25 protein-coding genes are annotated in these 22,767 nt (G+C 66.7%); 10 read left to right on the forward strand and 15 right to left on the reverse strand.

Features of this window, described 5'->3' with window-relative positions; translation table 11 throughout:
• Window positions 1–80 precede the first annotated feature (80 nt).
• The 7 genes from WDN01_16475 to WDN01_16505 form a co-directional block, all read right to left on the reverse strand.
• Entirely contained in the window at window positions 81–773 is a 693-nt protein-coding gene (locus WDN01_16475; protein MEJ0027623.1) for a CHAP domain-containing protein, read from the reverse strand.
• Window positions 774–891: 118 nt separating this feature from the next.
• Window positions 892–2,340, reverse strand: a complete 1,449-nt coding sequence (locus tag WDN01_16480; GenBank protein ID MEJ0027624.1) for a glycosyltransferase family 2 protein — start codon at window positions 2,338–2,340, stop codon at window positions 892–894.
• 127 nt (window positions 2,341–2,467) lie between these two features.
• Window positions 2,468–3,118 carry a methyltransferase domain-containing protein gene (locus WDN01_16485; protein ID MEJ0027625.1) on the reverse strand — a complete coding sequence of 217 codons (651 nt, stop codon included), beginning with the start codon at window positions 3,116–3,118 and terminating at the stop codon, window positions 2,468–2,470.
• A gap of 8 nt (window positions 3,119–3,126) precedes the next feature.
• Window positions 3,127–4,263: an ABC transporter permease gene (locus WDN01_16490; GenBank protein MEJ0027626.1), complete on the reverse strand. Its 1,137-nt coding sequence runs from the start codon at window positions 4,261–4,263 to the stop codon at window positions 3,127–3,129.
• Complete coding sequence (locus tag WDN01_16495; GenBank protein MEJ0027627.1) at window positions 4,260–5,186, reverse strand: ABC transporter ATP-binding protein; 927 nt, start codon at window positions 5,184–5,186, stop codon at window positions 4,260–4,262. The genes WDN01_16490 and WDN01_16495 overlap by 4 nt, the downstream gene beginning before the upstream one ends.
• A gap of 119 nt (window positions 5,187–5,305) precedes the next feature.
• On the reverse strand, window positions 5,306–6,133 hold the full coding sequence (locus tag WDN01_16500; GenBank protein MEJ0027628.1) for an efflux RND transporter periplasmic adaptor subunit: 828 nt from the start codon (window positions 6,131–6,133) through the stop codon (window positions 5,306–5,308).
• The gene (locus WDN01_16505; protein MEJ0027629.1) at window positions 6,130–6,768 is read right to left on the reverse strand and encodes a TetR/AcrR family transcriptional regulator; all 639 of its coding nucleotides are present in this window, start codon (window positions 6,766–6,768) and stop codon (window positions 6,130–6,132) included. The genes WDN01_16500 and WDN01_16505 overlap by 4 nt, the downstream gene beginning before the upstream one ends.
• A 114-nt stretch (window positions 6,769–6,882) precedes the next feature.
• Between WDN01_16505 and WDN01_16510 the strand changes: the two genes are divergently transcribed.
• On the forward strand, window positions 6,883–7,407 hold the full coding sequence (locus WDN01_16510; protein ID MEJ0027630.1) for a hypothetical protein: 525 nt from the start codon (window positions 6,883–6,885) through the stop codon (window positions 7,405–7,407).
• 139 nt (window positions 7,408–7,546) lie between these two features.
• On the opposite strand, the gene WDN01_16515 is transcribed toward WDN01_16510, so the two are convergent.
• Window positions 7,547–7,768 carry a sulfurtransferase TusA family protein gene (locus WDN01_16515; GenBank protein ID MEJ0027631.1) on the reverse strand — a complete coding sequence of 74 codons (222 nt, stop codon included), beginning with the start codon at window positions 7,766–7,768 and terminating at the stop codon, window positions 7,547–7,549.
• Between the two features lie 70 nt (window positions 7,769–7,838).
• Between WDN01_16515 and WDN01_16520 the strand changes: the two genes are divergently transcribed.
• Window positions 7,839–9,629 carry a long-chain-acyl-CoA synthetase gene (locus WDN01_16520; GenBank protein ID MEJ0027632.1) on the forward strand — a complete coding sequence of 597 codons (1,791 nt, stop codon included), beginning with the start codon at window positions 7,839–7,841 and terminating at the stop codon, window positions 9,627–9,629.
• Window positions 9,630–9,803: 174 nt separating this feature from the next.
• Here WDN01_16520 and WDN01_16525 read toward each other — a convergent pair whose 3' ends face one another.
• The 3 genes from WDN01_16525 to WDN01_16535 form a co-directional block, all read right to left on the reverse strand.
• Entirely contained in the window at window positions 9,804–10,337 is a 534-nt protein-coding gene (locus tag WDN01_16525) for a cysteine hydrolase family protein (GenBank protein MEJ0027633.1), read from the reverse strand.
• Between the two features lie 188 nt (window positions 10,338–10,525).
• Entirely contained in the window at window positions 10,526–11,698 is a 1,173-nt protein-coding gene (locus WDN01_16530; GenBank protein ID MEJ0027634.1) for an LLM class flavin-dependent oxidoreductase, read from the reverse strand.
• A 71-nt stretch (window positions 11,699–11,769) separates the two neighbouring features.
• The gene (locus tag WDN01_16535) at window positions 11,770–13,197 is read right to left on the reverse strand and encodes an amidase family protein (GenBank protein ID MEJ0027635.1); all 1,428 of its coding nucleotides are present in this window, start codon (window positions 13,195–13,197) and stop codon (window positions 11,770–11,772) included.
• A gap of 73 nt (window positions 13,198–13,270) precedes the next feature.
• Between WDN01_16535 and WDN01_16540 the strand changes: the two genes are divergently transcribed.
• The 5 genes from WDN01_16540 (at window position 13,271) to pssA (ending at window position 16,893) form a co-directional block, all read left to right on the forward strand.
• The gene (locus WDN01_16540; GenBank protein ID MEJ0027636.1) at window positions 13,271–14,296 is read left to right on the forward strand and encodes an alcohol dehydrogenase catalytic domain-containing protein; all 1,026 of its coding nucleotides are present in this window, start codon (window positions 13,271–13,273) and stop codon (window positions 14,294–14,296) included.
• 5 nt (window positions 14,297–14,301) lie between these two features.
• Complete coding sequence (locus tag WDN01_16545; GenBank protein MEJ0027637.1) at window positions 14,302–14,928, forward strand: hypothetical protein; 627 nt, start codon at window positions 14,302–14,304, stop codon at window positions 14,926–14,928.
• A gap of 124 nt (window positions 14,929–15,052) precedes the next feature.
• Complete coding sequence (locus WDN01_16550; GenBank protein MEJ0027638.1) at window positions 15,053–15,349, forward strand: hypothetical protein; 297 nt, start codon at window positions 15,053–15,055, stop codon at window positions 15,347–15,349.
• An 83-nt stretch (window positions 15,350–15,432) separates the two neighbouring features.
• On the forward strand, window positions 15,433–16,104 hold the full coding sequence (locus WDN01_16555) for a phosphatidylserine decarboxylase (GenBank protein MEJ0027639.1): 672 nt from the start codon (window positions 15,433–15,435) through the stop codon (window positions 16,102–16,104).
• Between the two features lie 39 nt (window positions 16,105–16,143).
• Window positions 16,144–16,893: a CDP-diacylglycerol--serine O-phosphatidyltransferase gene (pssA, locus tag WDN01_16560; GenBank protein ID MEJ0027640.1), complete on the forward strand. Its 750-nt coding sequence runs from the start codon at window positions 16,144–16,146 to the stop codon at window positions 16,891–16,893.
• 8 nt (window positions 16,894–16,901) lie between these two features.
• Here pssA and WDN01_16565 read toward each other — a convergent pair whose 3' ends face one another.
• The 4 genes from WDN01_16565 to WDN01_16580 all read right to left on the reverse strand — a co-directional run bounded on the left by WDN01_16565 (window position 16,902) and on the right by WDN01_16580 (window position 20,958).
• Window positions 16,902–17,375 carry a DUF1003 domain-containing protein gene (locus WDN01_16565; GenBank protein MEJ0027641.1) on the reverse strand — a complete coding sequence of 158 codons (474 nt, stop codon included), beginning with the start codon at window positions 17,373–17,375 and terminating at the stop codon, window positions 16,902–16,904.
• A gap of 192 nt (window positions 17,376–17,567) precedes the next feature.
• On the reverse strand, window positions 17,568–18,140 hold the full coding sequence (locus WDN01_16570; protein MEJ0027642.1) for a DUF4337 family protein: 573 nt from the start codon (window positions 18,138–18,140) through the stop codon (window positions 17,568–17,570).
• A gap of 2 nt (window positions 18,141–18,142) precedes the next feature.
• Window positions 18,143–19,354 carry a M20 family metallopeptidase gene (locus tag WDN01_16575; protein MEJ0027643.1) on the reverse strand — a complete coding sequence of 404 codons (1,212 nt, stop codon included), beginning with the start codon at window positions 19,352–19,354 and terminating at the stop codon, window positions 18,143–18,145.
• Window positions 19,355–19,410: 56 nt separating this feature from the next.
• Window positions 19,411–20,958 carry an acetolactate synthase large subunit gene (locus WDN01_16580; GenBank protein MEJ0027644.1) on the reverse strand — a complete coding sequence of 516 codons (1,548 nt, stop codon included), beginning with the start codon at window positions 20,956–20,958 and terminating at the stop codon, window positions 19,411–19,413.
• Here WDN01_16580 and WDN01_16585 point away from each other — a divergent pair.
• From WDN01_16585 to WDN01_16595, 3 genes are all read left to right on the forward strand, one after another.
• Window positions 20,912–21,238, forward strand: coding sequence for a hypothetical protein (locus tag WDN01_16585; protein ID MEJ0027645.1), 327 nt, complete (start codon window positions 20,912–20,914; stop codon window positions 21,236–21,238). The two genes, WDN01_16580 and WDN01_16585, sit on opposite strands and share 47 nt — an antisense overlap.
• Window positions 21,216–21,491 carry a hypothetical protein gene (locus WDN01_16590; GenBank protein MEJ0027646.1) on the forward strand — a complete coding sequence of 92 codons (276 nt, stop codon included), beginning with the start codon at window positions 21,216–21,218 and terminating at the stop codon, window positions 21,489–21,491. The genes WDN01_16585 and WDN01_16590 overlap by 23 nt, the downstream gene beginning before the upstream one ends.
• A gap of 65 nt (window positions 21,492–21,556) precedes the next feature.
• Window positions 21,557–22,645 carry an alpha/beta fold hydrolase gene (locus WDN01_16595; GenBank protein ID MEJ0027647.1) on the forward strand — a complete coding sequence of 363 codons (1,089 nt, stop codon included), beginning with the start codon at window positions 21,557–21,559 and terminating at the stop codon, window positions 22,643–22,645.
• Window positions 22,646–22,767 lie beyond the last annotated feature (122 nt).

Here is a 22,767-nt window from a genome sequence, read left to right on the forward strand (position 1 = left end):
GGAAAATAGGCTCCCCCGCCCGAGACGCAAAGAGGGGAGAGGCGGAATAGCGCAGAATTCCGCTAAAGGGCTGAAAATCTTCAGCGATCGACGTCGGGCGCGTCCATATCGGCGCCCGTGGCGGCGATCTGACGGGCGATCGGGTCATCCGCCGGGGACCTCCGGTTCGAGGCGACCACCGGATTGCCGGCCGGACCGGGCCCGATGAAGCCCTGGACGCGATAAACGCGGGTGCCCCAGGAACCGCTGCGGATGTTCCACACTTTCACCTGGGTCCAGTCGTTGTTCTCGCTGACATCGACCACCGGGTCGTTGACGTAGATCGCGCCGTCGTCGAGCCAGTTGGCGTGGTCGACGCGGATTTCGCGCGGCGAGACGATGCGGCGGACCACCGCGACATGGGCGCGGTGACGGGAATAGCCGTTGAGGACCAGGACCGCGCCGGGCATGGGCGACGACCCGCGTTCGTAGACGCCGGCAGCCTTGTCCCACCAGGCCGTGGCGTTGCCGAAGAGATTCACGCCGGAATGGTCGCGCGCATAGGGCACGCATTGCAGATGGGTGCCTTCGACGGTGGAGGGCGCCGTATCGGCGTCGTCGTCGGGGTAGAGGGTCGGGTCCACCAGCGGCGTCGCGGGCGTGGTGCCTCGCACGACGGGGGTATAGGCAAGGTCGGCGGTAGTCAGGCCGGTCCCGGCCGTCGCACCGCAGCCGCCCAGCAGGGCGCACACGGCTACAACGGACGCGATCCGGACGAGCGGTCCAGCGTTCATGCGATTTACCCCTTCAAGGCCCGGTGCAGCAGCCGGATGGCCACGCTATCGGGTCGGGTTCAAATCGCAGTTAGAGAAACCCACCGCATTTGAAAAGATCAAAGTTTACTTGATTTTTTTACCGTTCTTCGGGCCGGATTCCGCGGCGGGGCACCGAATTGCCCGATCCGGTGAGGCCCATGGCCCCGATCGAGACCAGGCCGGTGACGGCGAAGAAGAAGAAAAGGGCGCTCCAGGACTGTTCGGTAAAGGCGAAAATCGGCAGCAAAAGACCGATCGCCAGCTCCGGCCCGCCGCGCCAGCCGCCGGCATAGCGCTCCCCCGGGCGAAGCGTCCGGTGGAAGGTCATTTCCGAGCTGAAGAAGGCTTCCAGCGTGGCGCGGGTATTGGCCAGGATCAGCCCGGAGGGGAAGACCACGGCCAGCGCGATCGACCGGGCGATGCAGGGCAGCTTCTCGCGCCCCAGCACGACCTGGCCCAGATAGAGGTAGCCGGCCGAGGCGACCAGACCCAGGGCGGATACCGACAGGCCCAGGAGCGAGACGCTGAGCAGATAGACCACGTCCATATACATCAGCGTCAGGCTGATGGCGGCGCTCGCGAAGGCCAGCGCGAAAAACGCGAACTGGCCCATCTGCAGGGTCATCGCCGCCTTCTTCCAGAGCGGCATGGCGCTTGCCCAGATCAGCGGCATCAGCTTGACCGCGGTCTGGGCGTGGCCCTTGTTCCAGCGCGCCTGCTGCGAGCGCCAGGCGGCCGCGGTCTCCGGCAATTCGCCGGGCACTTCGATGTCGGACAGCATGGCCGAGCGCCAGCCCTTCATCACGCAGCGCATGGAGAGGTCGAGGTCCTCGGTCAGCGTGTCGCCGGTCCAGCCGCCGCCATGGTCGATCGCCTTGCGGCTCCACACCCCGGCGGTGCCGTTGAACGACATCGGCAGACCGGCACGAAAGCGCCCTTCCTGCTCGACCGCGAAATGGGCGTCGAGCAGGATGCCCTGCGCCCGCGTCAGCCAGTTCTTGGTGCGGTTGGCGTGGCCCCAGCGCGCCTGGACGAAGGCGAGGCCCTGGTCGGCGACGAGCGCGGGCACCGAACGGCGCAGGAAGTCGGTCGGCGGCACGAAATCGGCGTCGAAGATCGCGACATAGGGCGCGTCGGAGTGATTGAGACCGAAGGCGAGATTGCCGGCCTTGAAGCCGCTGCGGTCGTTGCGGCGAAGCACGTTGAGGTTCACGCCGTCGGGCACCACGCTCAGGATGTTGCGGACGAGCTCGCCCGGATCGCCGACGCGGCCGTCGTCGAGAACCTGGATCTCCAGCTTGTCGGCGGGCCAATCGAGCCGGGCCGCCGCTGCGGCAACCCGCACCGCGAGCGGGCCTTCGTCGCACACCGGAAGCTGCACCAGGACGCGCGGCAGCGCCTCGTCGGGGAGCAGCGGCAGGCGCACGCGCGGCTTGGCGCTGAAGAGCCGGAAATAGCTAAGCACCACGAGCTGGATCGACAGCGCCGCGATGATGCAGAGCACGCCCGCCAGGACACATTGCAGTACAAGAGACAACCCGGTCATGCGAAGCGTTCGGTCCCCACTCGAATTTCCGAAGGTAAACGCCCCGCTTGCCGGGGAGTGGCCGGGAATTTGTAACGGCCGGTTCGCTTTAGCAAGGTCCGCTCGACGTCTTAGTTCTACCGGCGGATCATGTCCGTATGGCGATGATCGATTTGGTCATCCCCAGGAAGCGCTCCCGTCGAATTGTCGCATCAGGAAATAATTCCCGCATCTCCTTTACGGTCAATAGCTTAATGCCGCGCAGGAACGCCTCGGTCTGAGCACGGCTGCGACGCTGGGCCCAGCCGCGCAGCGAGAGCCAGGGCATCAGCCGGACCGCCCATGGGGTCGGCAGCCAGTGGATGAAGACGGCGAGCAGATGCGGCTCGACGAAGAACCACCGGTTGGGAGTCTGCACATAATAGCGCGGGGCGACACGACGCACCTCGCGCGCGAAAGCCTGGATCGCCTGCCAGTCCCCCACATGCTCGATGACCGAGTTGCTGAAGGCCACATCGAAGGCGCCGGCAGCCACGGGAAGAGCACGGGCATCGCCGAACTTGCAGACGACATTGCCCACGATCCTGGGCTTGCCGATCAGATTGAAAGCGATGACCCGCGGCTTCCGCGCGATGAGCGTCCAGTTGAAGGGACCGCCGCCGATGTCGACGACCGTCGTGCCGTCGACGATGCCGAACAAATGGACGAACGCGTTCATCCGTCGCGTGCGGAAGTGGCGCGATAGCCTGTTGTAGAGCGCGTAGATGTCGATGGCGCAGACCCTTGCTTGGCCGACCAACGATAACCTCAATCGAGGGTGCGGCGGAAGCGCAGCAGCGCGATGGTGCCCACGGCGAACAGGAAGAGAATGAGCGGCCAGACATCGGGCCAGATCTCCGCCGGGCCGTTGCCCTTGAGCAGGATGCCGCGCACCACGCGCAGGAAATGCGTCACAGGCAGGACTTCGCCGATCCATTGTGCCCAGACCGGCATGCCGCGGAACGGGAACGCAAAGCCGGACAAAAGGATGGCGGGCAGAAGGAAGAACACCATCATCTGCATCGCCTGAAGCTGGCTCTGCGCGATGGTGGAGAAGGTATAGCCGACGGCGAGATTGGCGGCGATGAAGAGCACCGCCACCACGAACAACAGGCCGAGCGAGCCGATCATCGGCACGCCGAAGACGAAGCGCGCCGCCAGGAGCACGAGCGAGGCCTGCACGAGCCCGACCAGGATGTTGGGCGCGATCTTGCCGATCATGATCTCCAGCGGCCGCGTCGGCATGGCGAGGAGATTCTCGTAGGTGCCGCGCTCGCGCTCGCGGGTCAGCGCCATCGACGTCATCAGCACCATGGTCATGGTCAGGATGATGCCGAGCAGGCCGGGCACGATGTTGTACTGGGTGATGACCTCCGGATTGTAGAGGCGGTGGATTACGGTGGCGAAGGCCGGCGTCGGCGGCGCGCGGACGGCGAGCGGTCCGGTCAGGTCGTCGCGCAAGGCGTCGCTCGCGATCTCGCCCAGCGCGCCGACGGCGTTGGAGGCGGAGGCCGGATCGGTGGCGTCGGCCTCGATCAGGAGTTCGGGATGGGCGCCGCGCACGAGGTCGCGGCTGAAATTGGTCGGGATCTCGACGATGAAGGAGACCTTGTCCTCGGCGAGCAGGCGGCGCGCGACGGCGGGATCGTCGGTCGCCTGCACGATCTCGAAATAGCCGGAATTGCGGAGCGCCGCGACGATGGAATTGGCGAAGGTGCCGGGATCCAGGATCGAGACCGCCGTCGGCAGATGCTTGGGATCGTTGTTGATCGCGAAGCCGAACAGCAGGAGCTGCATCAGCGGTACGCCGAAGATGAGCGCGAAGGTCAACCGGTCGCGGCGGAGCTGGATGAACTCCTTGATCAGGACGGCGTAGATGCGGCGGAGGGAGAATGCCGCGCTCACGCGTAGTCCCCCGTGCCGCGCTCCTGGAGCTGGATGAAGACGTCTTCCAGGCTGGGCGGGGCTTCGTGGATCGCGAGGTCCGGCGTGTCTCGGAACGGCGCCAGCGCGGCCTCCAGCGCGGCGCGATCCCTGCCGCTGACATGCAGCGCCGCGCCGAAGAAGGCGACGAATTCCACGCCCGGCCGGCCGCGCAGCCTGCCCGCCAGGGCACGGGCGCCCTCGCCTTCGACCACGAAGGTGAAAAGTCCCGACTGCGCCACCACCTCGGCCACCGTGCCGCGCGCCATGACGTTGCCGAGATTGATGTAGACGATGCGGTCGCAGCGCTCCGCCTCGTCCATGTAATGCGTGCTGACGAGCACCGTCAGCCCTTCGCCGGAGAGGCGGTGGATCTCGTCCCAGAAATCGCGCCGCGCCTTCGGATCGACGCCGGCGGTCGGCTCGTCGAGCAGGAGCATTTTCGGGGAATGCAGCATGCACGCGGCTAGCGCCAGGCGCTGCTTCCAGCCCCCGGAGAGATCGCCGGCCAATTGCTCCTGGCGCTTGACCAGGCCGAGGCGCTCGAGCGTCTGGGTCACCGTCGCGCGGGCATGCGGCAATTCGTAGACCCGGGCGACGAAATCCAGGTTCTCGCGGATCGACAGATCCTCCCAGAAGCTGAATTTCTGCGTCATGTAGCCGACATCGCGCTTGATCCGCTCGGATTGGGTGCGGAAGTCGTGGCCGAGCACCGTGCCCTCGCCTTCGGTGGCGCTGAGCAGGCCGCACAGCATGCGGATGGTCGTGGTCTTGCCCGAGCCGTTGGGGCCCAAGAACCCCCACACCTGACCCGCCGGCACGGCGATGTCGATGCGGTTGACGGCGAGCTTGACGCCGAAGCGCTTGGTCAGGCCGCGCACGTCGATGGCGAGCGAGTCGGACATCTAGACCGATCCCGCAGTCTTACGATTGTCATTCCCGCGTAGGCGGGAATCCAGTTGCACCGCCGGCACAAGTGACTCTGGATGCCCGCCTTCGCGGGCATGACAGTCGGAGAGCATCATCACAGCGGCCTGACGTCGACCGGCTGGCCGGGGTTGAGCCTGATGCCGCCGGGGACGCGCGCCTCCAGCTTGAAGACCAGCTTCTCCCGGCTGCCGATGGAAAAGATCACCGGCGGCGTGAACTCCTCCTGGCTCGCGATGAAGGTGATCGTCGCGGCGATGGCATGCGTGCAGCCGTCGCAGGAGATCGCGACGCGCTGGCCGAGCTTGACCCGCGCAAGCTCGCTTTCCGGCACGAAGAAGCGGACGAAGACGTTCTGCGGCGGCAGGACGGAGACGACCGGCGTCATCGCCGGGGCATATTCCCCGGTGCGGAAGTAGACGTCCTCGACCCGCCCGGTGGTGCGCGAGACCACGCCGCGCTCGGAAAGCTGATAGGCGGCGCCGGTCAGCGAGGCGCGGGCCTGGGCGATCTGCGCCTCGATCTGCGCCACCTGCGCGGCGGCGGAATCGTAGCTCGCCTTGGCGACGTCATAGGCCTGTTTCGTGCCCGCCTGTTCGGCGAGCAGGTTCGCCTGGCGCGCGAGCTGTTTCTGCGCCAGCACCAGATTGGCCCTGGCGGCGGTGAGCTGGCCTTGCGCCATGCCGATCGCGGCGTTCGCCTGGTCGCGGGCCGAGGCCTGGTTGGTGTCGTCGAGCGTGAAGAGAAGATCGCCGGCCTTCACCGCGTCGCCGCGCCGGACCGCGACCTGCGCGACCCAACCGGCCTGCGGCGCGGCGATGAAGGCGTTTTCGCCTTCGACATAGCCGAGCCAGGCCTTGCCCTCGTCGCCACGCCCGCAGGCCGCGAGCAGCAGCAACAGGGCAAGGGTCAGCGCGCGTTTCATGGCGTGGCTCCTTCCGGCGCGAGGCCGCGGAACAGGACGTCGAGATGGGTTTCGATCAGGCCCTGATAGTCGTAGGGCTCCGGATCGAAGACCGCGAAGGTCGAGCGCCACACCGCGCCCAGGAGCACCGGCGCGACGCAGATGCGGATCACATGATTCACCGGGGCGCGGCGGAATTCGCCCCGCGCCATGCCGCTTTCGATCACCGAGGACAGCGCCGCAAGACCCGTCTCGATGATCTCGAACCGGTAGAAGCGCGCGAGTTCGGGGAAATTGCCGCTCTCCGCGATGATGATCTTGGGCAGCACCACGCGGTCGCTGTTCATGAGAAGCGTCGCCATCGCGGCGAGCGCGAAGCGCAGGAGGTCGCGCGCCGGGCCGTCATGGCCGGCGATCTGGCCGGCGACGGCGCCGATCGTGGTGCCGATCGATTCGCGCACCAGCGATTTGAACACCGCCTCCTTGTTCTCGAAGTAGAGATAGATCGTGCCCTTGGTCACGCCGGCCTCGCGCGCGATGTCGTCCATCCGGGCCGCGGCATAGCCCTTGGCGGCGAACACTTTCAGCGCCGCGTCGAGGATTTCGGCCGGACGGGCCTGTTTGCGGCGACTCCAGCGCTGTTCGTGGGTGTCCATATTTCCACATTAATAACTGACCGGTCAGTTATAAAGTGAAACTTACGCGAGCACGCCGCGCCGGAACTTTTGGGTATAGGATCGTGTTTTACAGATGGCGGCAGGAGAATAATAATGAAATTCAAAGCCCTAGCTGTTCCCTTCGTGCTTCTGGGCCTCGCCGCCTGCGCCACGCCGACGCCCTATGCGCCGGCGACGAGCGACCGCGGCAACGGCTATGCGGACCAGCGCCTGGCCGAGAACCGCTATCGCGTGACGTTCAACGGCAATTCCCTGACCAGGCGCGACATGGTGGAGAACTACCTGCTGCTGCGATCGGCCGAGGTGACGCGCGATGCGGGCTATTCCTGGTTCGAATTCGACACCCGCGACACCGAATCCAAGACCACCTATCACACCGACTTCGCGCCCGGCTGGGGCTGGGGTCCGGGCTTCGGCGGCTATTGGCATAGCTGGCGCTACGATCCCTGGGATCCCTACTGGCACGACACCGCCTTCCCGACGACGCGCTACGAAGCCTATGCCGAGATCATCCTGCTGACGCCCGAACAGGCGAAGCAGGACCCGCATGCGCTGCAGGCGTCGGACGTGATCGCGCGGCTCGGCCCGCAAGCCGCGCCGCCGCCGCCGGCACATTGAAGCGATTTCGTCTTTGATGGGACAATTCCAGATTGTCATTCCCGCGAAAGCGGGAATCCAGGTTTGGCAACGCTCCCAGTCTCTGGATGCCCGCCTTCGCGGGCATGACAAGCTGGCTGCGCGGGGAACGCATCAAATATCAGGGCCGGCGCACCACCAGCCTGACGACAGCGCCGTCGCGTTCGCTCGAAACGACCGCGTAGCCTTCCTGGCGGCACATATGCGGGATGTCGATATGCGCGAGCGGATCGTCGGCCAGCAGCGCGATCTCCGCGCCGGGCGCGGCACGGGCCAGGGCGCGGCGCACCATCAGGGCTGGCAGCGGACACTTCAGGCCTCTGAGGTCGAGCGGCTCGGTCATAGTCTCGCAATCGTTTACCGGCTAACCATATCCTGGTCTTGAAACCGTCATCCCGCCTATCACGGATCCCATGGGACTTGCCGACGCCGTCGCGCGCGAAGCCACTTATATAACCACGATCGCCAGGACGCTGTGGTCGCTGCGCGACGTCAAGCCGGACAGCCCGCACACCATCGTCGACATCGTCAAGAAACAGGCGAAGGCGACGCCGGACGCGGTCGCGTTCTACTACCTCGACCGCACCATGACCTATGGGCAACTGGACGCCTATGCGGATCGCGTAGCGCATTGGGCACGGGCGTGCGGCATCGGACGCGGCGACGCGGTCGCCCTCCTGATGGAGAACCGGCCGGAATATGTCGCGACCTGGCTGGGCCTGTTGAAGGTGGGCGCGGTGACCGCGCTGATCAACACGAATTTGCGGGGCCAGCCCCTCGCCCATTCCATCGCCATCGCCGAGGCGAAGCACGCGATCGTCGGCGCCGAGCTGGCCGAGACCTTCGCCGAAGCCGCGCCGCAGATCGCGCCGGCGCCCAAGGCCTGGAGCGCCGGTGGTGCCGCGGCCGGATGCGAAGACTTCGATGCCGCGCTGGCGGCCCAGCCGGCCGGGCCCGCCGACAAGGCCTGGCGCGACGGCGTCACTGCCAAGGACAAGGCGTTCTACATCTATACGTCCGGCACCACGGGGCTGCCCAAGGCGTCGAACTTCACCCATCTGCGCATGCTGTTCATGATGCATGGCTTCGCCAGCGGGCTGAACGCCAAGGCGACCGACCGGATGTACAACGTGCTGCCGCTCTATCATTCGGCGGGCGGGGTGTGCGCCATCGGGCCGGCGCTGCTGACCGGCGGATCGGTCATCCTGAAGCGCAAGCTTTCCGTGCATGAGTTCTGGGACGACGTGCACCGCTATCGCGCCACGCTGTTCCAATATATCGGCGAGCTGTGCCGCTATCTCTTGAACGCGCCGGCGCGGCCGCATGAGCGCGACCACGCCATCCGCGCCATCACCGGCAACGGGCTTCGGCCCGAAATCTGGAAGAATTTCCGCGAACGCTTCGCGATCCCGAAGATCATCGAGTTCTACGGCGCCACCGAGGGCAATGTCTCGATGCTGAACTATGACGGCACGGTCGGCGCGGTCGGGCGGGTGCCGCCCTATATGCGCTCCATCATCGAGACGCGGATCGTGAAGTTCGACATCGAGCACGAGATGCCGGTGCGCGGGCCCGACGGGTTCTGCATCGAATGCGCCGACAACGAGGTCGGCGAGACCGTCGGCAAAATCGAGAACGAGCCCGGCAAGACCTTCGACGGCTACACCAAGGCGGCCGACACCCAGAAGAAGGTGCTGCACGACGTGTTCGCGAAGGGCGATTCCTGGTTCCGCACCGGCGACCTGATGCGGCACGACCGGCTGGGCTACTACTATTTCGTCGACCGGATCGGCGACACCTTCCGCTGGAAGGGCGAGAACGTCGCGACCAGCGAAGTGTCGGAGGCGCTGGGCGTGGTGCGCGGCGTCAAGGAGGCCAATGTCTATGGCGTCGCGGTGCCCGGCGCCGACGGCCGCGCCGGCATGGCGGCGCTGGTGACCGGCGAGGGCTTCGATATCGGCAAGCTGGCCGAGGCGCTGGCCGGAAATCTGCCCGGCTATGCGCGCCCCGTGTTCGTCCGGCTGTTGCCGGAGCTGGAGATCACCGGCACGTTCAAGCAGCGCAAGGTCGATTTGGTGCAGGAAGGGTTCGATCTGAAGGCGATCCGTGATCCGCTCTATTGGCTCGATCCGGCGACGGGGCGCTATGAGCCGCTGACGCCGCAGGCGGTGGATGCGATCTGCAGTGGTGGGGTGAAGCTCTGAATTGCTTTCCTCCCCCGTGTTTACGGGGGAGGTGCCGAGCGGAGCGGTCCGTAGCGCCAGCGTACGGACGAGGGGGCCAGCGCGGAGAGCATCTGCCCAGTCGGCCCCCTCCACCGCTTCGCGGTCCCCCTCCCCCGCAACAACGGGGGAGGAAACGGGTTGCGCCATAGATCGCTATGCGAAAGTCACCATCGCCGTCGGGATCACGTCGGCGAAATCGCCGGCCATGGTGTCGTTCTGGATCGCGACGATGTCTTTCGCCTTCGCCACGCGCGTGTCGCCGGTCGCGTGCGCGTCGGCAACCAAGGTCACCGTGTAGCCGCGCTCATGGGCGCCGCGGATCGCGGAATCCACGCAATATTCCGACTGCATGCCGGCGATCACCAGATGATCGATGCCGGCCGCCTTCAGCTTGGCGTCGAAATCGGTGCCGTGGAAGGCGCTGGAATTGTGCTTCACCGTCACATCGTCTCCCGGCGCGGGCGCGACGGCGTCGTGGAAGGCAAATCCGGGCTTTCCCGGCATCAGCGGATGGCCCGGCTCGCCCAGCGCGTGATGCTGGACATACAGCACCGGAACGCCGGCGGCGCGGGCCTTGCCGATCAATTCGGCGATGCGCGCGACCACGCCGTCGCCGTCATGGGGCGGATAGTCGGGATGCTCCCACATGCCCTTCTGCACGTCGATGACGACCAGCGCCTTGCTCATGGGACACGCTCCGTAAGACCGCGCTTCGCAATATAGCGCAACCTTGCGCCCGCGTATGTCAGCAGAACGGCGCCTGCGACAGACCCCCTCCCCGAAAAATGCTCCGCATTTTTCGACCCCTGCTCCGCTACGCTCCGCGTCCGTACGCTGTCGCTACGGACCCCATCAACGGGAGGGTACGGGATTCCTTACTCCGCCGCCTTGGTCGCCTTCTTGGCTTCGGCCTCGTGATGCTTCTGGATCGTCTGCATCGCCGCGCTCATCGCGGCGCCGATGAAGCGCTCCTTGTTGTCGCGGGCCCAGGCGAAAGCCTCTTCGCGCTTTTCGTTGGCGCCGTTGATCACCGGCGTGACGTGGCGCTGCCAGAGTTCGTAGGACTTCTTGGTCGCGTCGAAATTCGCCCAATTGTGCGCGAGCTGGAGGAAGACGCCGAACTCGCCCTGCTTGGCCTGAAGCCGGCGGATCTGCGCGATGGCGTCGTCGGGCGTGCCGATGACGAGCTGGCCGTCCTCGACCAGCTTCTCCACCGAGCGCGCCTCGGTCGCCTCGCGGCCCGCGACCGCGCTGATGCCGCCGAAATAGCTCTGCCATTTGGCGAGGCCGAACTTCACGTTCTCGAACGCCTGTTCGCGGGTCTCGGCGATGTGCACGGGACCGACCAGGCGCAGGCGCTGCGGGTCCATCGTCTTGCCGTGCTCGGCGGCGGTGTCGTTGGCGATCTTCCAGTTGATGCCGAGCGCGTCATAGCCGCCGGCCTGGGTCGCCGCCACGCAAAGCATGCCGAAGCCGTGACGGCCGGCGAGCTTGCCGCCCGAGGGCGTGACCGACGACGCCACCGCCACTTCGGGATGCGGCCAGGTATAGGGCTTGAGCTGGCAGGTCGCGTCGACCAGCGTGAACCAGTCGGATTTGTGCGTGACGCGCTCGCCCTTGAAGAGGCGCAGGATCACCTCGATCGCCTCGACCATGCGGTCGCGCTGGGTCGAAGGCTCGATCCCCATCGAGAAAGCGTCCGACGGCAGAAGGCCCGGACCGACGCCGAGCATGAAGCGGCCGCGCGTCTGATGATCGAGCTGGATGACGCGGTTCGCGGTCATCAGCGGATTGTGATAGGGGAGCGAAATCACGCCCGAGCCGAGCATGATGCGCTTGGTGCGCTCCGCCGCGGCGGCGATGAAGACTTCGGGACTGGCGATGATCTCGTAGCCGGCGGAGTGATGCTCACCGATCCAGGCTTCTTCGTAGCCCAGGCGATCCAGATGCTCGATCAGCTCCAGGTCGCGCTGGATGCAGAGCGTCGGATCCTCGTCGACCGGATGGAAGGGCGCGAGAAAGATTCCGTTTTTGAGTTTGATCGCCATGGTCGTTTCCCCGGTATATCTCTGAGGGCCTTATGCCATAGGCGCGGGTGCGAGTCGCCATTTCCCCAACGTCAAAGCGGCGGCGGCGCGAAGCCGCCGAGGTCTTCCTCAACGGCAGCGGCAAAATCGAACAGGCGATCCTCGCCGTGCCACGGGCCCATGATCTGCACGCCGACGGGGAGGCCCTGCGCCGTTTGCCCAGCCGGCACCGCAAGCGCCGGCGCGTGCAGCGCGGAAGCGGGCGAAATCCAGTTGAGCATGAAGCGGTACGGCACGGTCGTCCCGTCGACGTCGAGGACGCGTTCGTTGAATCCCGGCTCCTGCTGATGGGCGAAGGGCGGCACCATGCCGATGGGCATGACGACCGCGTCGTAGCGTTCGAAGAATTTCGCGAGCTTGTCTTTCAGCGCCTGGCGGCGCACCAGCGCCGCGACGTGTTCGCGATAGGTCGGCACGGCGAGCAGGCGCGACAGGGCGATGTCGGCGCCTTCGCCGCCCTCGGCGACAAGCTTGCGGTCGGCCTCGCGCATCGCCTCGAACGCCGCCAGCAGCGCGTCCGGATACTCGACCGAGACGATCGGCACCAGGATCGCCAGATAGGTTTCGAGCAGCGCCTGGCCGTCGATGTCGGGCTTGGCGCGCTCGACATGCGCGCCGGATTTTTCGAGCGCGGCGGCGGCGCGGTTCACGCCGTCGCGCACGTCGCGGGCCAGCGGCCAGGAGGCTTCCTCATCCCACACCGCGACGCGGGCGCCTTTCACATCGCGGCGCGCTTGTTCGGGCGTGCCGCGCAGCACGCTCCACAACAGCTTGAGATCGCCGGCGTTGCGCGCCATCGGGCCGTAGACGCCGATGTCGCATTCGTAATAGGCGGCGGGATCCGGCGGGACATGGCCGCGGCCGTCGAGCACGCCCCAGGTCGGTTTCAAGGCCGTCACGCCGCAATAATTCGCCGGATGGCGCAGCGAGCCGCCGATGTCCGAGCCGATCTCCAGCGGCGTCACGCCGGTGGCGAGCGCCGCGCCGGCGCCGCCCGACGAGCCGCCGGGGACTTTCGTGAGATCGTAGGGATTGTTCGTGGTGCCGTGGAGGACGTTGAAGGTCTGGTAGTCGCCGAGCATGAAGGGGACGTTGGTCTTGCCCCAGATCACCGCGCCGGCGGCGCGCGTTTTGGCGACCAGCGCCGCGTCGGCGCAATCCTTGGCGCGGTCCTTGAACTGCGGCGCGCCCGCGGTGGCAGGCATGTTCTGGACGTCGAAGCCGTCCTTGATCGTCATCGGCAGGCCGGCGAGCGCGCCCGGCGCCGCGCCTTTCGCGCGGGCCGCGTCGATCGCGGCAGCGTCCGTCTTCGCGCGTGCGATATCGGTTTCGATGACGGCGTTGATCTTCGGCGCGACCGCATCGTTGCGCGCCAGATGCGCATCCAGCAGTTCGCGGGCCGAGACCTTCTTCGCCGCCAGATCGGCGAGCATCGATCGTGCCGTAGCGTAAGTGTCCATCGCTGCGCCCTCCCGTTTGCCTCAACCGGAACATGGCATAACGTGCCGCCGCTCGAAATGCTTTGGGGTCCCCATGCGCGCCGCCGTGTTCCAGGAAATCGCCAAGCCGCTGGTCGTGGAGACCATCGCCGACCCGGTGCCGGGGCCGCACGACATCGTCCTGCGCGTGAAGACCTGCGGCATCTGCGGCTCCGACCTGCACATGACCGAAGCCGGCACGATCATGCCGCTGCCGGGCGGAGCGGTGATGGGACATGAATTCGCCGGCGAGGTGATGGAGGCCGGCAAGGCCGTCACCCATCTGTGGAAGACAGGCGACCGTGTCGCGGGCTTTCCGGTGATCTGCTGCGGCGAGCATTCGCCGTGCCTGTCGCTGTCGCTGAGCAGCGCCTGCCCGAAACTCATTCCCGTCGGTCTCGGCCAGAGCCCGGGCGCCTATGCGGAGTATGTGCGGATCGGCGCGAGCAGCGGCTATCGCCTTCCCGACAGCGTATCGTTCCGCGAGGGCGCGATGGTCGAGCCGCTTGCCGTCGGCCTGCACGCCGTCGACATGGCGAAGCTGGAGCGCGGCGCGACGGTGCTGGTGATCGGCGCGGGGCCGGTCGGGCTCGCGGTGATGCTGTGGGCCAAGTTCCTGGGCGCGCGGCATGTGATCGTGAGCGAGAAGGCGGATGTGCGGAAGAAAATGGCGGCGCGCTTCGGCGCCACCGACGCGATCGATCCGGACCAGCCGCTGACGCCGCAAGTGATGAAGATCGCCGGCAAGGCACCGGACGTGATCTTCGAATGCGTCGGCGCGCCAGGGCTTCTGATGAGCGCGATGGCGGAGGCGCCGCGCGGCGGGCGCATCCTGGTCGCCGGCGTCTGCCAGAAGCCCGACACGATCATGCCGCTGATCGGCATCGTGAAGGAGATCGCGATCCAGTTCGTGCTGGGCTATCGCCCGGCGGATTTCGACTACGTCATCGCGATGATCGCGTCCGACCGCGTCGACGTCGAGCACATGATCACCGACATCGTCGACCTGGACGCCCTGCCCGCCGCCTTCGAGGCGCTGCGCAAGCCGTCGCACCAGTGCAAGGTGATGCTGGAGAACTGACGGTCATGCCGGCGCATTACGACTACCTGACCTTCACGCTGATGCGCGGGCGCAAGGCCTGGGCGGATTTCGCCGCGCATGTGCGGGACGTCGCGGCACCCGCCATCGCAGCGGATGGCGGCGAGGTGCTGGGACTGTTCCAGGGGCAGCTCGGCTTCGCCTCGAACGAGGCGGCGATCCTGCTGCGCTGGCCGGACGCGCGGCGCGACCGGCTGCGCGAGATCGACACGGCGCCCGGCGTCGCGGCGATTCATCCGCAGAAGCTGACGCCGACGGTGCGGCCGGCGGACGACAAGCGCCTCAGGAGCGGCGGCATTTATGTGCATCGCTGGTTCACCGTCGACGCCGACAGCGTGGCGGATTTCGTGGCGCTGTCGAACCGCGCCTGGGAGAACTTCGAAGGCAGCTACGACACCGAGATCTTCGGGCTCTTCACCGCCGAGGCCACGGCCGAGGACGTGCGCGACGGCGCCGGGCGGCTACTTCTGCTGACCTATTACGCGAGCCACGGCGTGTGGGAGACTTCGCGCGACCAGACGCGCGATCCGGCGGGCCTGTTCGCAAAGCGCCACGAACTGACGCGGTCGACCGTCGGGCGCAGCTCTTTGACGGTGCCGCTCGCCGCGGCGTAGGGAACTGATCTCAAACGGGAATTCTCGCCGCGGCCGAAATTTCGTGACGTGGACGTCACCTTAAGCCTTGCCTCGGCCCCCGCGTCTCTCTTAGATGCAGGCCTTCGATACAAGGGAGGACGATATGTCCGTCGATGGCAAGTGGAACATCACGATCAATTCACCGATGGGCGCGCAGAAGGCGACGCTCGATCTCAAAGCCGAAGGCGCCACGCTGACGGGCACGCAGGCCGCCGCGCAGGGCTCCATGGCGATCGCCAACGGCAAGGTCGACGGCAACACCATCTCCTGGGCGGTGTCGATCACCTCGCCCATGCCGATGACGCTGGAGTTCAGCGGCAAGGTCGAAGGCGACAGCCTGAGCGGCAATGTGAAGGCCGGCGCGTTCGGCTCCTTCCCGTTCTCGGGCGGCCGCGCTTAAGCCTGGTCCCGATCCATGGAACAGGGCGGTGCTCCGGCGCCGCCCTTTTTCTTTGCGCGCGCGTTACCATCGCGGCGCTTTGCATGAGGACCGTCTCCTTGCGCATTCCCATCCATCGCGAAGGCTGGCCGTTCATCGCGATTTTCGCGGTGGCCAATCTCCTGCTCTGGACGTTTTCGCCCTGGGCCGCGGCGGCGTTCCTGCCGCTGACGCTGTGGTGCGTCGCCTTCTTCCGCGATCCCGAACGCACGCCGCCGCCGGGCGAGGCGCGGATCGTCAGCCCCGCCGACGGCAAGCTGCTGCCGATCGTAGAGGCCGTTCCGCCGGAGGAACTGGGCCTTGGGCCCGAGCCGCGCCGCCGGCTGTCGATCTTCATGAACGTCTTCAACGTGCATGTGAACCGCATGCCGCTGAGCGGCACGGTCGTCGCGCTCGCCTACCGGCCGGGACGGTTCTTCAACGCCTCCTTCGACAAGGCGAGCGTGCACAACGAACGGATGTCGGCGCGGGTGCGGCCGGCGGGTGCAACCGATCCGAGCAGGGACCTTGTCGTGGTGCAGATCGCCGGCCTGGTGGCACGCCGGATCGTCTGCGACGTTAAACAGGACGAGGCCGTCCGGCGGGGGATGCGCTACGGCATGATCCGCTTCGGCAGCCGGCTGGACGTCTATTTGCCACCGGATGCCAAGATCGTGATACAAGACGGTTCTGTGACAAAGGCCGGCGAGACCGTGCTCGCCGAATTGCAAGGGTAGGTTAACCTATTGGCGCACCATAGACTTCATCGTCGGCGCATGGCCGAAAGGCTGGAAGAGCTTTCAGTCGGCCGCGTCGTGCCCAGCGTGCTGACGCTGCTGGGCCTGTGCAGCGGCATCACCGCCATCAAATTCGCCATCGAGGCCGATTGGAGCGCCGCGGTTATCGCCATCATCTTCGCGATGGTGTTCGACATGCTGGACGGGCGCGCGGCGCGCTTCCTGGGCGCCGACACCTCGTTCGGGGCGCAGCTCGATTCGCTCGCCGACCTCGTCAGCTTCGGCGTCGCGCCGGGCGTTCTGATCTATATGTGGAGCCTGGAGCGCATGGGCAATGCGGGCTGGATCGCGGCGCTGATCTTCTGCGTCTGCTCCGCCATCCGCCTGGCCCGCTTCAACGTGCAGAGCGTGCGCGACGAGGGCGCGTCCTCGCGCCATCCCTATTTCACCGGCCTGCCGACGCCGGCCGCCGCCGGTCTCGTGATGCTGCCGATGCTCCTGAGCTTCCAGGGCGGCGGCGAGATTTTCCGCGCGCCGATCGTCAGCGGCGTGATGATCGCGCTCTCCGCCAGCCTGATGGTGAGCCGGCTGCCGACGCCGTCGATCAAATACATGCGCCCGGCGCGCCGCCACCGCGTGCTGGTGTGGGGCTTCGTCGGCCTGTTGGCGGGCTTCATGTTCACCTGGCCCTGGGTGACGGCGACAGTGGCGATGGCGATCTATCTGATGTCGATCCCCTTCGGCATCGCCATGCAGGCGCGCCGCGCCCGCACCCATCCGGGCGAATAGCGGCCGCGTCAGTTCTGCGCCAGGATTTCGTCGAGCTTGATGCCCTGCTTCTGCAGCATGGCGAGCAGCATCTCGTTCTGCCGCTCCAGGTGATGCAGGATCAGCTCGACCTCCCCTTCCGCCTTGATGTTCACCTCCAGGTCGTGCTCGGCGCGCGCCTCGGAGGCGCGGCCCTGGATGTTCTGCCCGATCATCAGGAGCGGCATCAGCATGATCTGGATCAGGTTGGAGATGAACAGCCAGAACACGAAGCCCATCGGCGGGTCGAATTGCAGCGACGGCGGCGCCAGCAGGTTCCAGCCGAGCCAGAAGACCGTCCACACCACGATCGCGAGGAAGAAGGTCATGGTGCCGACGTGATCGGTGATCCACAGCGCGACTTTTTCGAGTTGGCCCATCTCGGCCCTGATGCCGGCATAGGTGTTGCGAAGCGGATGCCTGGCGCGGATTTCTGCAAGCTTGGCGAGCGCGGCGGATGCCATGGCGATGTCCCCCAATTCAAAGCGTCCGGACTATTGTCGCGCGCGTGCGGCGGGGACAATGGCCGGAGCGCGGCGATCCCCTAAACTTCGCGTAATGCGGTAGGCCCAATGCGCGCCGGCCAATTCAAAAATTGTCATGGCCCGCATTTGCGGGCCATGACACCGTTTTTTATTTGGAATTGCGAGCAGACACTACAGCGCGTAAGCCGCGCCGAGCAGCGCGATGCCGATCGCGCCGAACGCCATCGCGGCGGACCACAGCCAGTTCTTGTGCGTGATGATCGCAACGGTCGACATGGCAATGCCGATCTCGAACAGCGTGGCGGCGCCGGTCAGCCATCTGTGGCGCTCCTCATGGGCGGCGCTGGCGGCAAGAAGGCGGTCGCGGTCCTTCTCGTTGTCCTCGGCCTTCTCGCGCAGCTTGGCCTGGGTGTCGCCATAGTCCTTCGACTGCTTCTTGAAGAACGCGCCGTCGGCGCTGCCGGCCGGAGCGTTCCGCGCCGCGATGCCGTAGACGTGCTTCTTGATGCTGTCGGCCTGGAACTCGTTCCACGAATCGGTGGCGCGGTCCTGCTGCAGCACGGCCTCGCTGGTCGCGGCGAGCGAGCCTTCGCCCTCCATCGTCTCCAGGCTGCCGGCGACCGCGGTCAGGACCGCGAGGACGGCGACGGTGATCGCGACCCGCGAGATGAAGGGATCGTGCTCGTGCGAGGCGTGCTCGGCATGCTCCATGTGCTCATGCGCTTCGAGCGCGGGATTTTCCATCGTCATGCTCCCCCTAGAAACCGGTCGGCGATCGCGGCGTGCAGCGCGACGCCGTTCGCCATCGCCGCCTCGTCCATCATCATGCGGTTGGAATGACAGGCATGGGCATGGTGGGCGGAGACGCCGTGCGGCGCCACGCCCAGGAACACCATCGCGCCCGGCATCTTCTGGAGCACATAGGAGAAATCCTCGGCGCCCATGACCGGCGCCGGCAGGCGGGCGAAGCCGCGCTCGCCGAACAGGTCGGTGACGACGCCGTGCGCGAAGGCGACGAATTTGTCGTCGTTGACGGTGACGGGATAGCCCTGCGTCAGCGTCACCGTCGCCTCGATATCATGCGCCCTGGCGATGTTCTCCGCGATGCGGACGATGCCTTCGCGGGCGGCGGCGCGGCTCCTTTCCGAGAAGCTGCGAAGCGTGCCGAGCAGCTTGGCGCTTTCAGGCACGACGTTGCCGGTCGTGCCGCTTTCGATCTTGGTGATCGAGAGCACCACCGGATCGAACGCGTCGATGCGGCGCGTCACCAGCGTCTGCAGCGCGATCACGATCTCGCAGGCCGTCGGGATCGGGTCCAGCGTGTAATGCGGCTGCGAGGCGTGGCCGCCCTTGCCGGTGATCGCGATCTCGATCGTGTCGGTCGCCGCCATCAGCGGGCCGGGACGCGAAGCGATGACGCCGGTCGGGATGTTGGGCGAAATGTGGATCGCGAAGGCGGCGGACGGCGCGGGGGCGGCGTCCAGCATGCCTTCCTCGATCACATGGCGGGCGCCGGCAAAGCCTTCCTCGCCGGTCTGGAAGAAGAATTTGACGTTGCCGTTCAGGCGGTCGCGATGGCGATGCAAAAGATGCACCGCGCCGACCAGCATGGCGGTGTGCGAATCGTGGCCGCAGGCATGCATGCGGCCTTCGTTGACGGATTTGAAATCGAGATCGGTGTCCTCCGGCATGGGCAGCGCGTCCATGTCGCCGCGCAGCAGGATGGTCGGGCCCTGCTGGGCGCCGCGCAGCGTGACGATCATGCTGGAGGTGGTCTTGCTGTCGGCGATCTCGACATCGAGGCCGGCAAGCGCCTCGCGGGCACGGCGCGTGGTTTCGGGCAGGTTGAGGCCGAGCTCGGGATGCTTGTGGAGGTCGCGCCGGAGCGCCACCACCATCGGCATCAGGTCGTTGGCACCCTCGCGCCAGAAACTCAGATCGCCCGTCGGATTGTCCATCGCAGTCCCCCGCTGTTGTGTTTTGCTAGCGGGCCGCGAGGCCCGCGTAAAGTGTCTCAGCCCAGAACCGCCTCGATCAGGCGCGGGCCCTTGCCGCGCATCGCCGCCGCGAACTGGCTTTCAAAGTCGCGGATGTTCGCGGCGCGCGAGGCTTCGACGCCCAGGCCGCCGGCGAGCTTCGTCCAATCCAGCTCGGGATTGTGCAGGTCGAGCATCGAGAGCGCCTTTGGACCCGGATTGCCGGCGCCGACGCGGGCGAGTTCGATGTTGAGGATCGCATAGGACCGGTTGGCGAAGATCACGGTCGTGACGTCCAGTTTCTCCCGCGCCTGGGTCCACAGGGCCTGGAGCGTGTACATCGCGCCGCCGTCGCCCTGGATGCAGACGACCTTGGCGCCGGGCGCCCCGACGGCCGCGCCGGTGGCGACGGGAATGCCCTGGCCGATGGAGCCGCCGGTCAGGCTCAGAATATCGTGCGGCGCCGCGGTCGCGGTGGCGAGCGCGGTGCCGGCGCCCGAGGTGGCGCCCTCGTCCGAAACGATCGCGCCTTCGGGCAGATGGCGGGCGATGACCTGGCCGATGGTGTACTGGTCGAACTTGTCGGCGATGCCGTCGGGCCGCTTGAGCGGCGCGACATAGGCCGGCGCGGCCGGCGCGCCGAGGGCTTCCGCGACCGCTTCCAGCGCCTGCGTGCCGTCCTCGCCGGGATGGGCGAGATAGTGGATGACGCAGCCTTGCGGCAGACCCCAGCTCGGCTTGCCCGGATAGGCGAAGAAGGAGACCGGCGGCTTGGCGCCGACGAGGACGAGCTGCTCGGTGTCGGCGAAGAATTCGACGATCTGCTCGGCGAAATAGGGAATGCGCGCGACCGCGACGCGGCCGGCGCCGCGCTGCAGCCGCGGCGCGAAGGTGTCGCAGGCGAGGCGCGCATCGGACTTGGCCGCGATGCGGCCGGCGGCGGCGAGGCCGCGCTCTTTCAGGGCGAGCCCGCGGATCAGGATCGTCGTCTTCTTGCCGTTCTTGAGCGCCGAGACAGAACGATAGACCGCTTCGTCGGAAACGGGGGACGGATAGGGACGCGGCAGCGCGGGCGCTTCGCCTTCGGCTTCGTTCCACGCCGTGTCGGCGGGCAGGATGAGCGTCGCGATCTGGCCCGGCGGCGACAGCGCCGCCTGCACCGCGCGGGCGCCGTCGGCGGCGACGGTCAAGGCGCTCGGCGAGGACTGCACCCAGGCCGAGACGGGCCTTGCGAAGCCCGCGATGTCGGACGCGAGCGGCGCGTCGTATTGCGCGTGATAGGTCGCGTGATCGCCGACGATGTTCACCACCGGCGTCGCGGCGCGGCGGGCGTTGTGCAGATTGGCGAGGCCGTTGGCGAGGCCCGGCCCCAGATGCAGGAGGGTGCAGGCCGGCTTCTCCGCCATGCGGCCATAGCCGTCGGCCATGCCGGTCACCGCGCCTTCGAACAGGCCGAGCACCGCGCGGATGCCCTCCACCCGGTCGAGCGCGGCGACGAAATGCATCTCCGAGGTGCCGGGATTGGCGAAGCAGACCTCGATGCCCGAGGCCGCCAGCGTGCGCACCAGGCTTTCCGCGCCGTTCATGCGTTTCTCCCCTTTTTTCCGGACTTTCTTAGCACCGATTCCGCGGCCGACCGCCCGTTTCGACCGCTCCGGCGGCGACCTCGAAACGCTGACCGGCCGAAGCGCCGAGGCGCTGGAGGGGCCGGCGGTGAAGCGTCATCGCCATATCGAGATATCGAGCGTGGTCGATATCGACGCCATCGGCAAGGACGCCGCCAGCCGGATGACCAACGTCCTGCTGGCGGCGGTGAAAAGGGCGGCCGGCGGACGACCAGCGCGTGCGCATCGCCGCGATCCATGACGAGGAGCGGGCGCGCCTGAAGGTGATCGTCACCGGCGGGATCGATACGACGCGCGCGCTGCTGGGCACCATCAAGGCGCTGGCGATCCTGGGCGGCAAGGACGCGATGGCGGATTCGCCGGGCATCCGGCGGCGGCTCGAAGCCCATGCACCGCGCGTGCAGATCCGCTGGTTCGCAGAGGACGGTCACTTCCTGCGCGGACAGTCGCTGCCGGTCGACGACTTCCTGATGCCGGCAAACCGGATAACATGACAGGATATTCCTACAAGATGCCGCGACGCTCCCGCCTTAGCGTTCGCGCAACGAAGGAGTTTTCGATGTTCCGTCTGCTGACCGTTCTCGCAGCCGCGCTATTCGCCGCCGCCCCCGTCCGCGCGATGGCGGCGGATGCGCCGCCGGCGCTCGCGCCGCACGAAGCCGATTTCACGGTGCACGATTTCACCTTCGCCTCCGGCGAGACGCTGAAGGACCTGCGCCTGCACTACACGACGCTCGGCACGCCGAAGCGCGACGCCAAAGGGCGCGTGACCAATGCGGTGCTGATCCTGCACGGCACGGGCGGCGACGGGCATCAGTTCCTGGCGCCGCAATTCGCCAATGTGCTGTTCGTGCCGGGCGGACTGCTCGATCCGGCGAAATATTTCATCATCCTGCGCGACGGCATCGGGCACGGCAAATCCTCCAAGCCGAGCGACGGACTGCATGCGCGGTTTCCGCATTACGACTATGACGACATGGTGAAGGCCGACCATCTGCTGCTCACCGAGGGGCTGCGCATCGCGCATCTGCGTCTGCTGATGGGGACGTCGATGGGCTGCATGCAGAATTTCGTGTGGGGCGAGACCTATCCCGATTTCATGGACGCGCTGATGCCGCTGGCCTGCCTGCCGGTCGAGATCGCGGGCCGCAACCGGATGTGGCGCAAGATGATCATCGACGGGATCAAGACCGATCCGGCGTGGGAGGGCGGCGAATACAAGAGCCAGCCGCTCGCGGGTTTGCGCACGGCGGCCGATTTCCTGGTGATCGCCGGCACCGCGCCGCTTCTGGCGCAGAAGACCTATCCGACGCGCGACGCGGTCGACGCCTATCTCGCCAAGGTCATCGACAGGAACCTCGCGACGCTGGACGCCAACGATCTTCTTTATCAGGTGGAGTCCTCGCGCAACTACCATCCCGAGGCCAGACTCGGCCTCATCAAGGCGCCGGTGATGTGGGTGAATTCGGCCGACGATTTCATCAATCCGCCGGAGCTCGGCATCGCGGAGCGCGACGTCAAGAATATCGCGCATGCGCAGTTCGTCTTGATTCCGATCAGCGACCAGACGCATGGCCACGGCACGCACACCTGGGCGGCGCTGTGGCAGGATCATCTCGCGGAACTTCTGAAAACCTCAGCGCGCTGAAACGGAAAAAACATCGCGCGACGTCGGGCGGGCGCCGGTTCCCGCGGGAACCCGACGCAACTTCGCTCAAGCCTCTTGACGCAACTTCGTTGCCGGGCCATTTGCCCGCCTGCGCGCATGAG

It is taken from the genome of Rhizomicrobium sp. (genome assembly GCA_037200985.1).
Taxonomy (GTDB): domain Bacteria; phylum Pseudomonadota; class Alphaproteobacteria; order Micropepsales; family Micropepsaceae; genus Rhizomicrobium.

Excerpts from the sequence above, each read along its gene's own strand:
- WDN01_16475 (MEJ0027623.1), bottom strand. The coding sequence starts at position 773 with ATGAACGCTGGACCGCTCGTCCGGATCGCGTCCGTTGTAGCCGTGTGC.
- WDN01_16580 (MEJ0027644.1), bottom strand. The coding sequence starts at position 20,958 with ATGAACGGCGCGGAAAGCCTGGTGCGCACGCTGGCGGCCTCGGGCATC.
- WDN01_16500 (MEJ0027628.1), bottom strand. The coding sequence starts at position 6,133 with ATGAAACGCGCGCTGACCCTTGCCCTGTTGCTGCTGCTCGCGGCCTGC.
- WDN01_16505 (MEJ0027629.1), bottom strand. The coding sequence starts at position 6,768 with ATGGACACCCACGAACAGCGCTGGAGTCGCCGCAAACAGGCCCGTCCG.
- WDN01_16480 (MEJ0027624.1), bottom strand. The coding sequence starts at position 2,340 with ATGACCGGGTTGTCTCTTGTACTGCAATGTGTCCTGGCGGGCGTGCTC.
- WDN01_16565 (MEJ0027641.1), bottom strand. The coding sequence starts at position 17,375 with ATGGCATCCGCCGCGCTCGCCAAGCTTGCAGAAATCCGCGCCAGGCAT.
- WDN01_16545 (MEJ0027637.1), top strand. The coding sequence starts at position 14,302 with ATGCCGGCGCATTACGACTACCTGACCTTCACGCTGATGCGCGGGCGC.
- WDN01_16585 (MEJ0027645.1), top strand. The coding sequence starts at position 20,912 with ATGCCCGAGGCCGCCAGCGTGCGCACCAGGCTTTCCGCGCCGTTCATG.
- WDN01_16495 (MEJ0027627.1), bottom strand. The coding sequence starts at position 5,186 with ATGTCCGACTCGCTCGCCATCGACGTGCGCGGCCTGACCAAGCGCTTC.
- WDN01_16515 (MEJ0027631.1), bottom strand. The coding sequence starts at position 7,768 with ATGACCGAGCCGCTCGACCTCAGAGGCCTGAAGTGTCCGCTGCCAGCC.
- WDN01_16550 (MEJ0027638.1), top strand. The coding sequence starts at position 15,053 with ATGTCCGTCGATGGCAAGTGGAACATCACGATCAATTCACCGATGGGC.
- WDN01_16525 (MEJ0027633.1), bottom strand. The coding sequence starts at position 10,337 with ATGAGCAAGGCGCTGGTCGTCATCGACGTGCAGAAGGGCATGTGGGAG.
- WDN01_16530 (MEJ0027634.1), bottom strand. The coding sequence starts at position 11,698 with ATGGCGATCAAACTCAAAAACGGAATCTTTCTCGCGCCCTTCCATCCG.
- WDN01_16510 (MEJ0027630.1), top strand. The coding sequence starts at position 6,883 with ATGAAATTCAAAGCCCTAGCTGTTCCCTTCGTGCTTCTGGGCCTCGCC.
- WDN01_16575 (MEJ0027643.1), bottom strand. The coding sequence starts at position 19,354 with ATGGACAATCCGACGGGCGATCTGAGTTTCTGGCGCGAGGGTGCCAAC.
- pssA (MEJ0027640.1), top strand. The coding sequence starts at position 16,144 with ATGGCCGAAAGGCTGGAAGAGCTTTCAGTCGGCCGCGTCGTGCCCAGC.
- WDN01_16555 (MEJ0027639.1), top strand. The coding sequence starts at position 15,433 with ATGAGGACCGTCTCCTTGCGCATTCCCATCCATCGCGAAGGCTGGCCG.
- WDN01_16570 (MEJ0027642.1), bottom strand. The coding sequence starts at position 18,140 with ATGGAAAATCCCGCGCTCGAAGCGCATGAGCACATGGAGCATGCCGAG.
- WDN01_16540 (MEJ0027636.1), top strand. The coding sequence starts at position 13,271 with ATGCGCGCCGCCGTGTTCCAGGAAATCGCCAAGCCGCTGGTCGTGGAG.
- WDN01_16535 (MEJ0027635.1), bottom strand. The coding sequence starts at position 13,197 with ATGGACACTTACGCTACGGCACGATCGATGCTCGCCGATCTGGCGGCG.
- WDN01_16520 (MEJ0027632.1), top strand. The coding sequence starts at position 7,839 with ATGGGACTTGCCGACGCCGTCGCGCGCGAAGCCACTTATATAACCACG.
- WDN01_16595 (MEJ0027647.1), top strand. The coding sequence starts at position 21,557 with ATGTTCCGTCTGCTGACCGTTCTCGCAGCCGCGCTATTCGCCGCCGCC.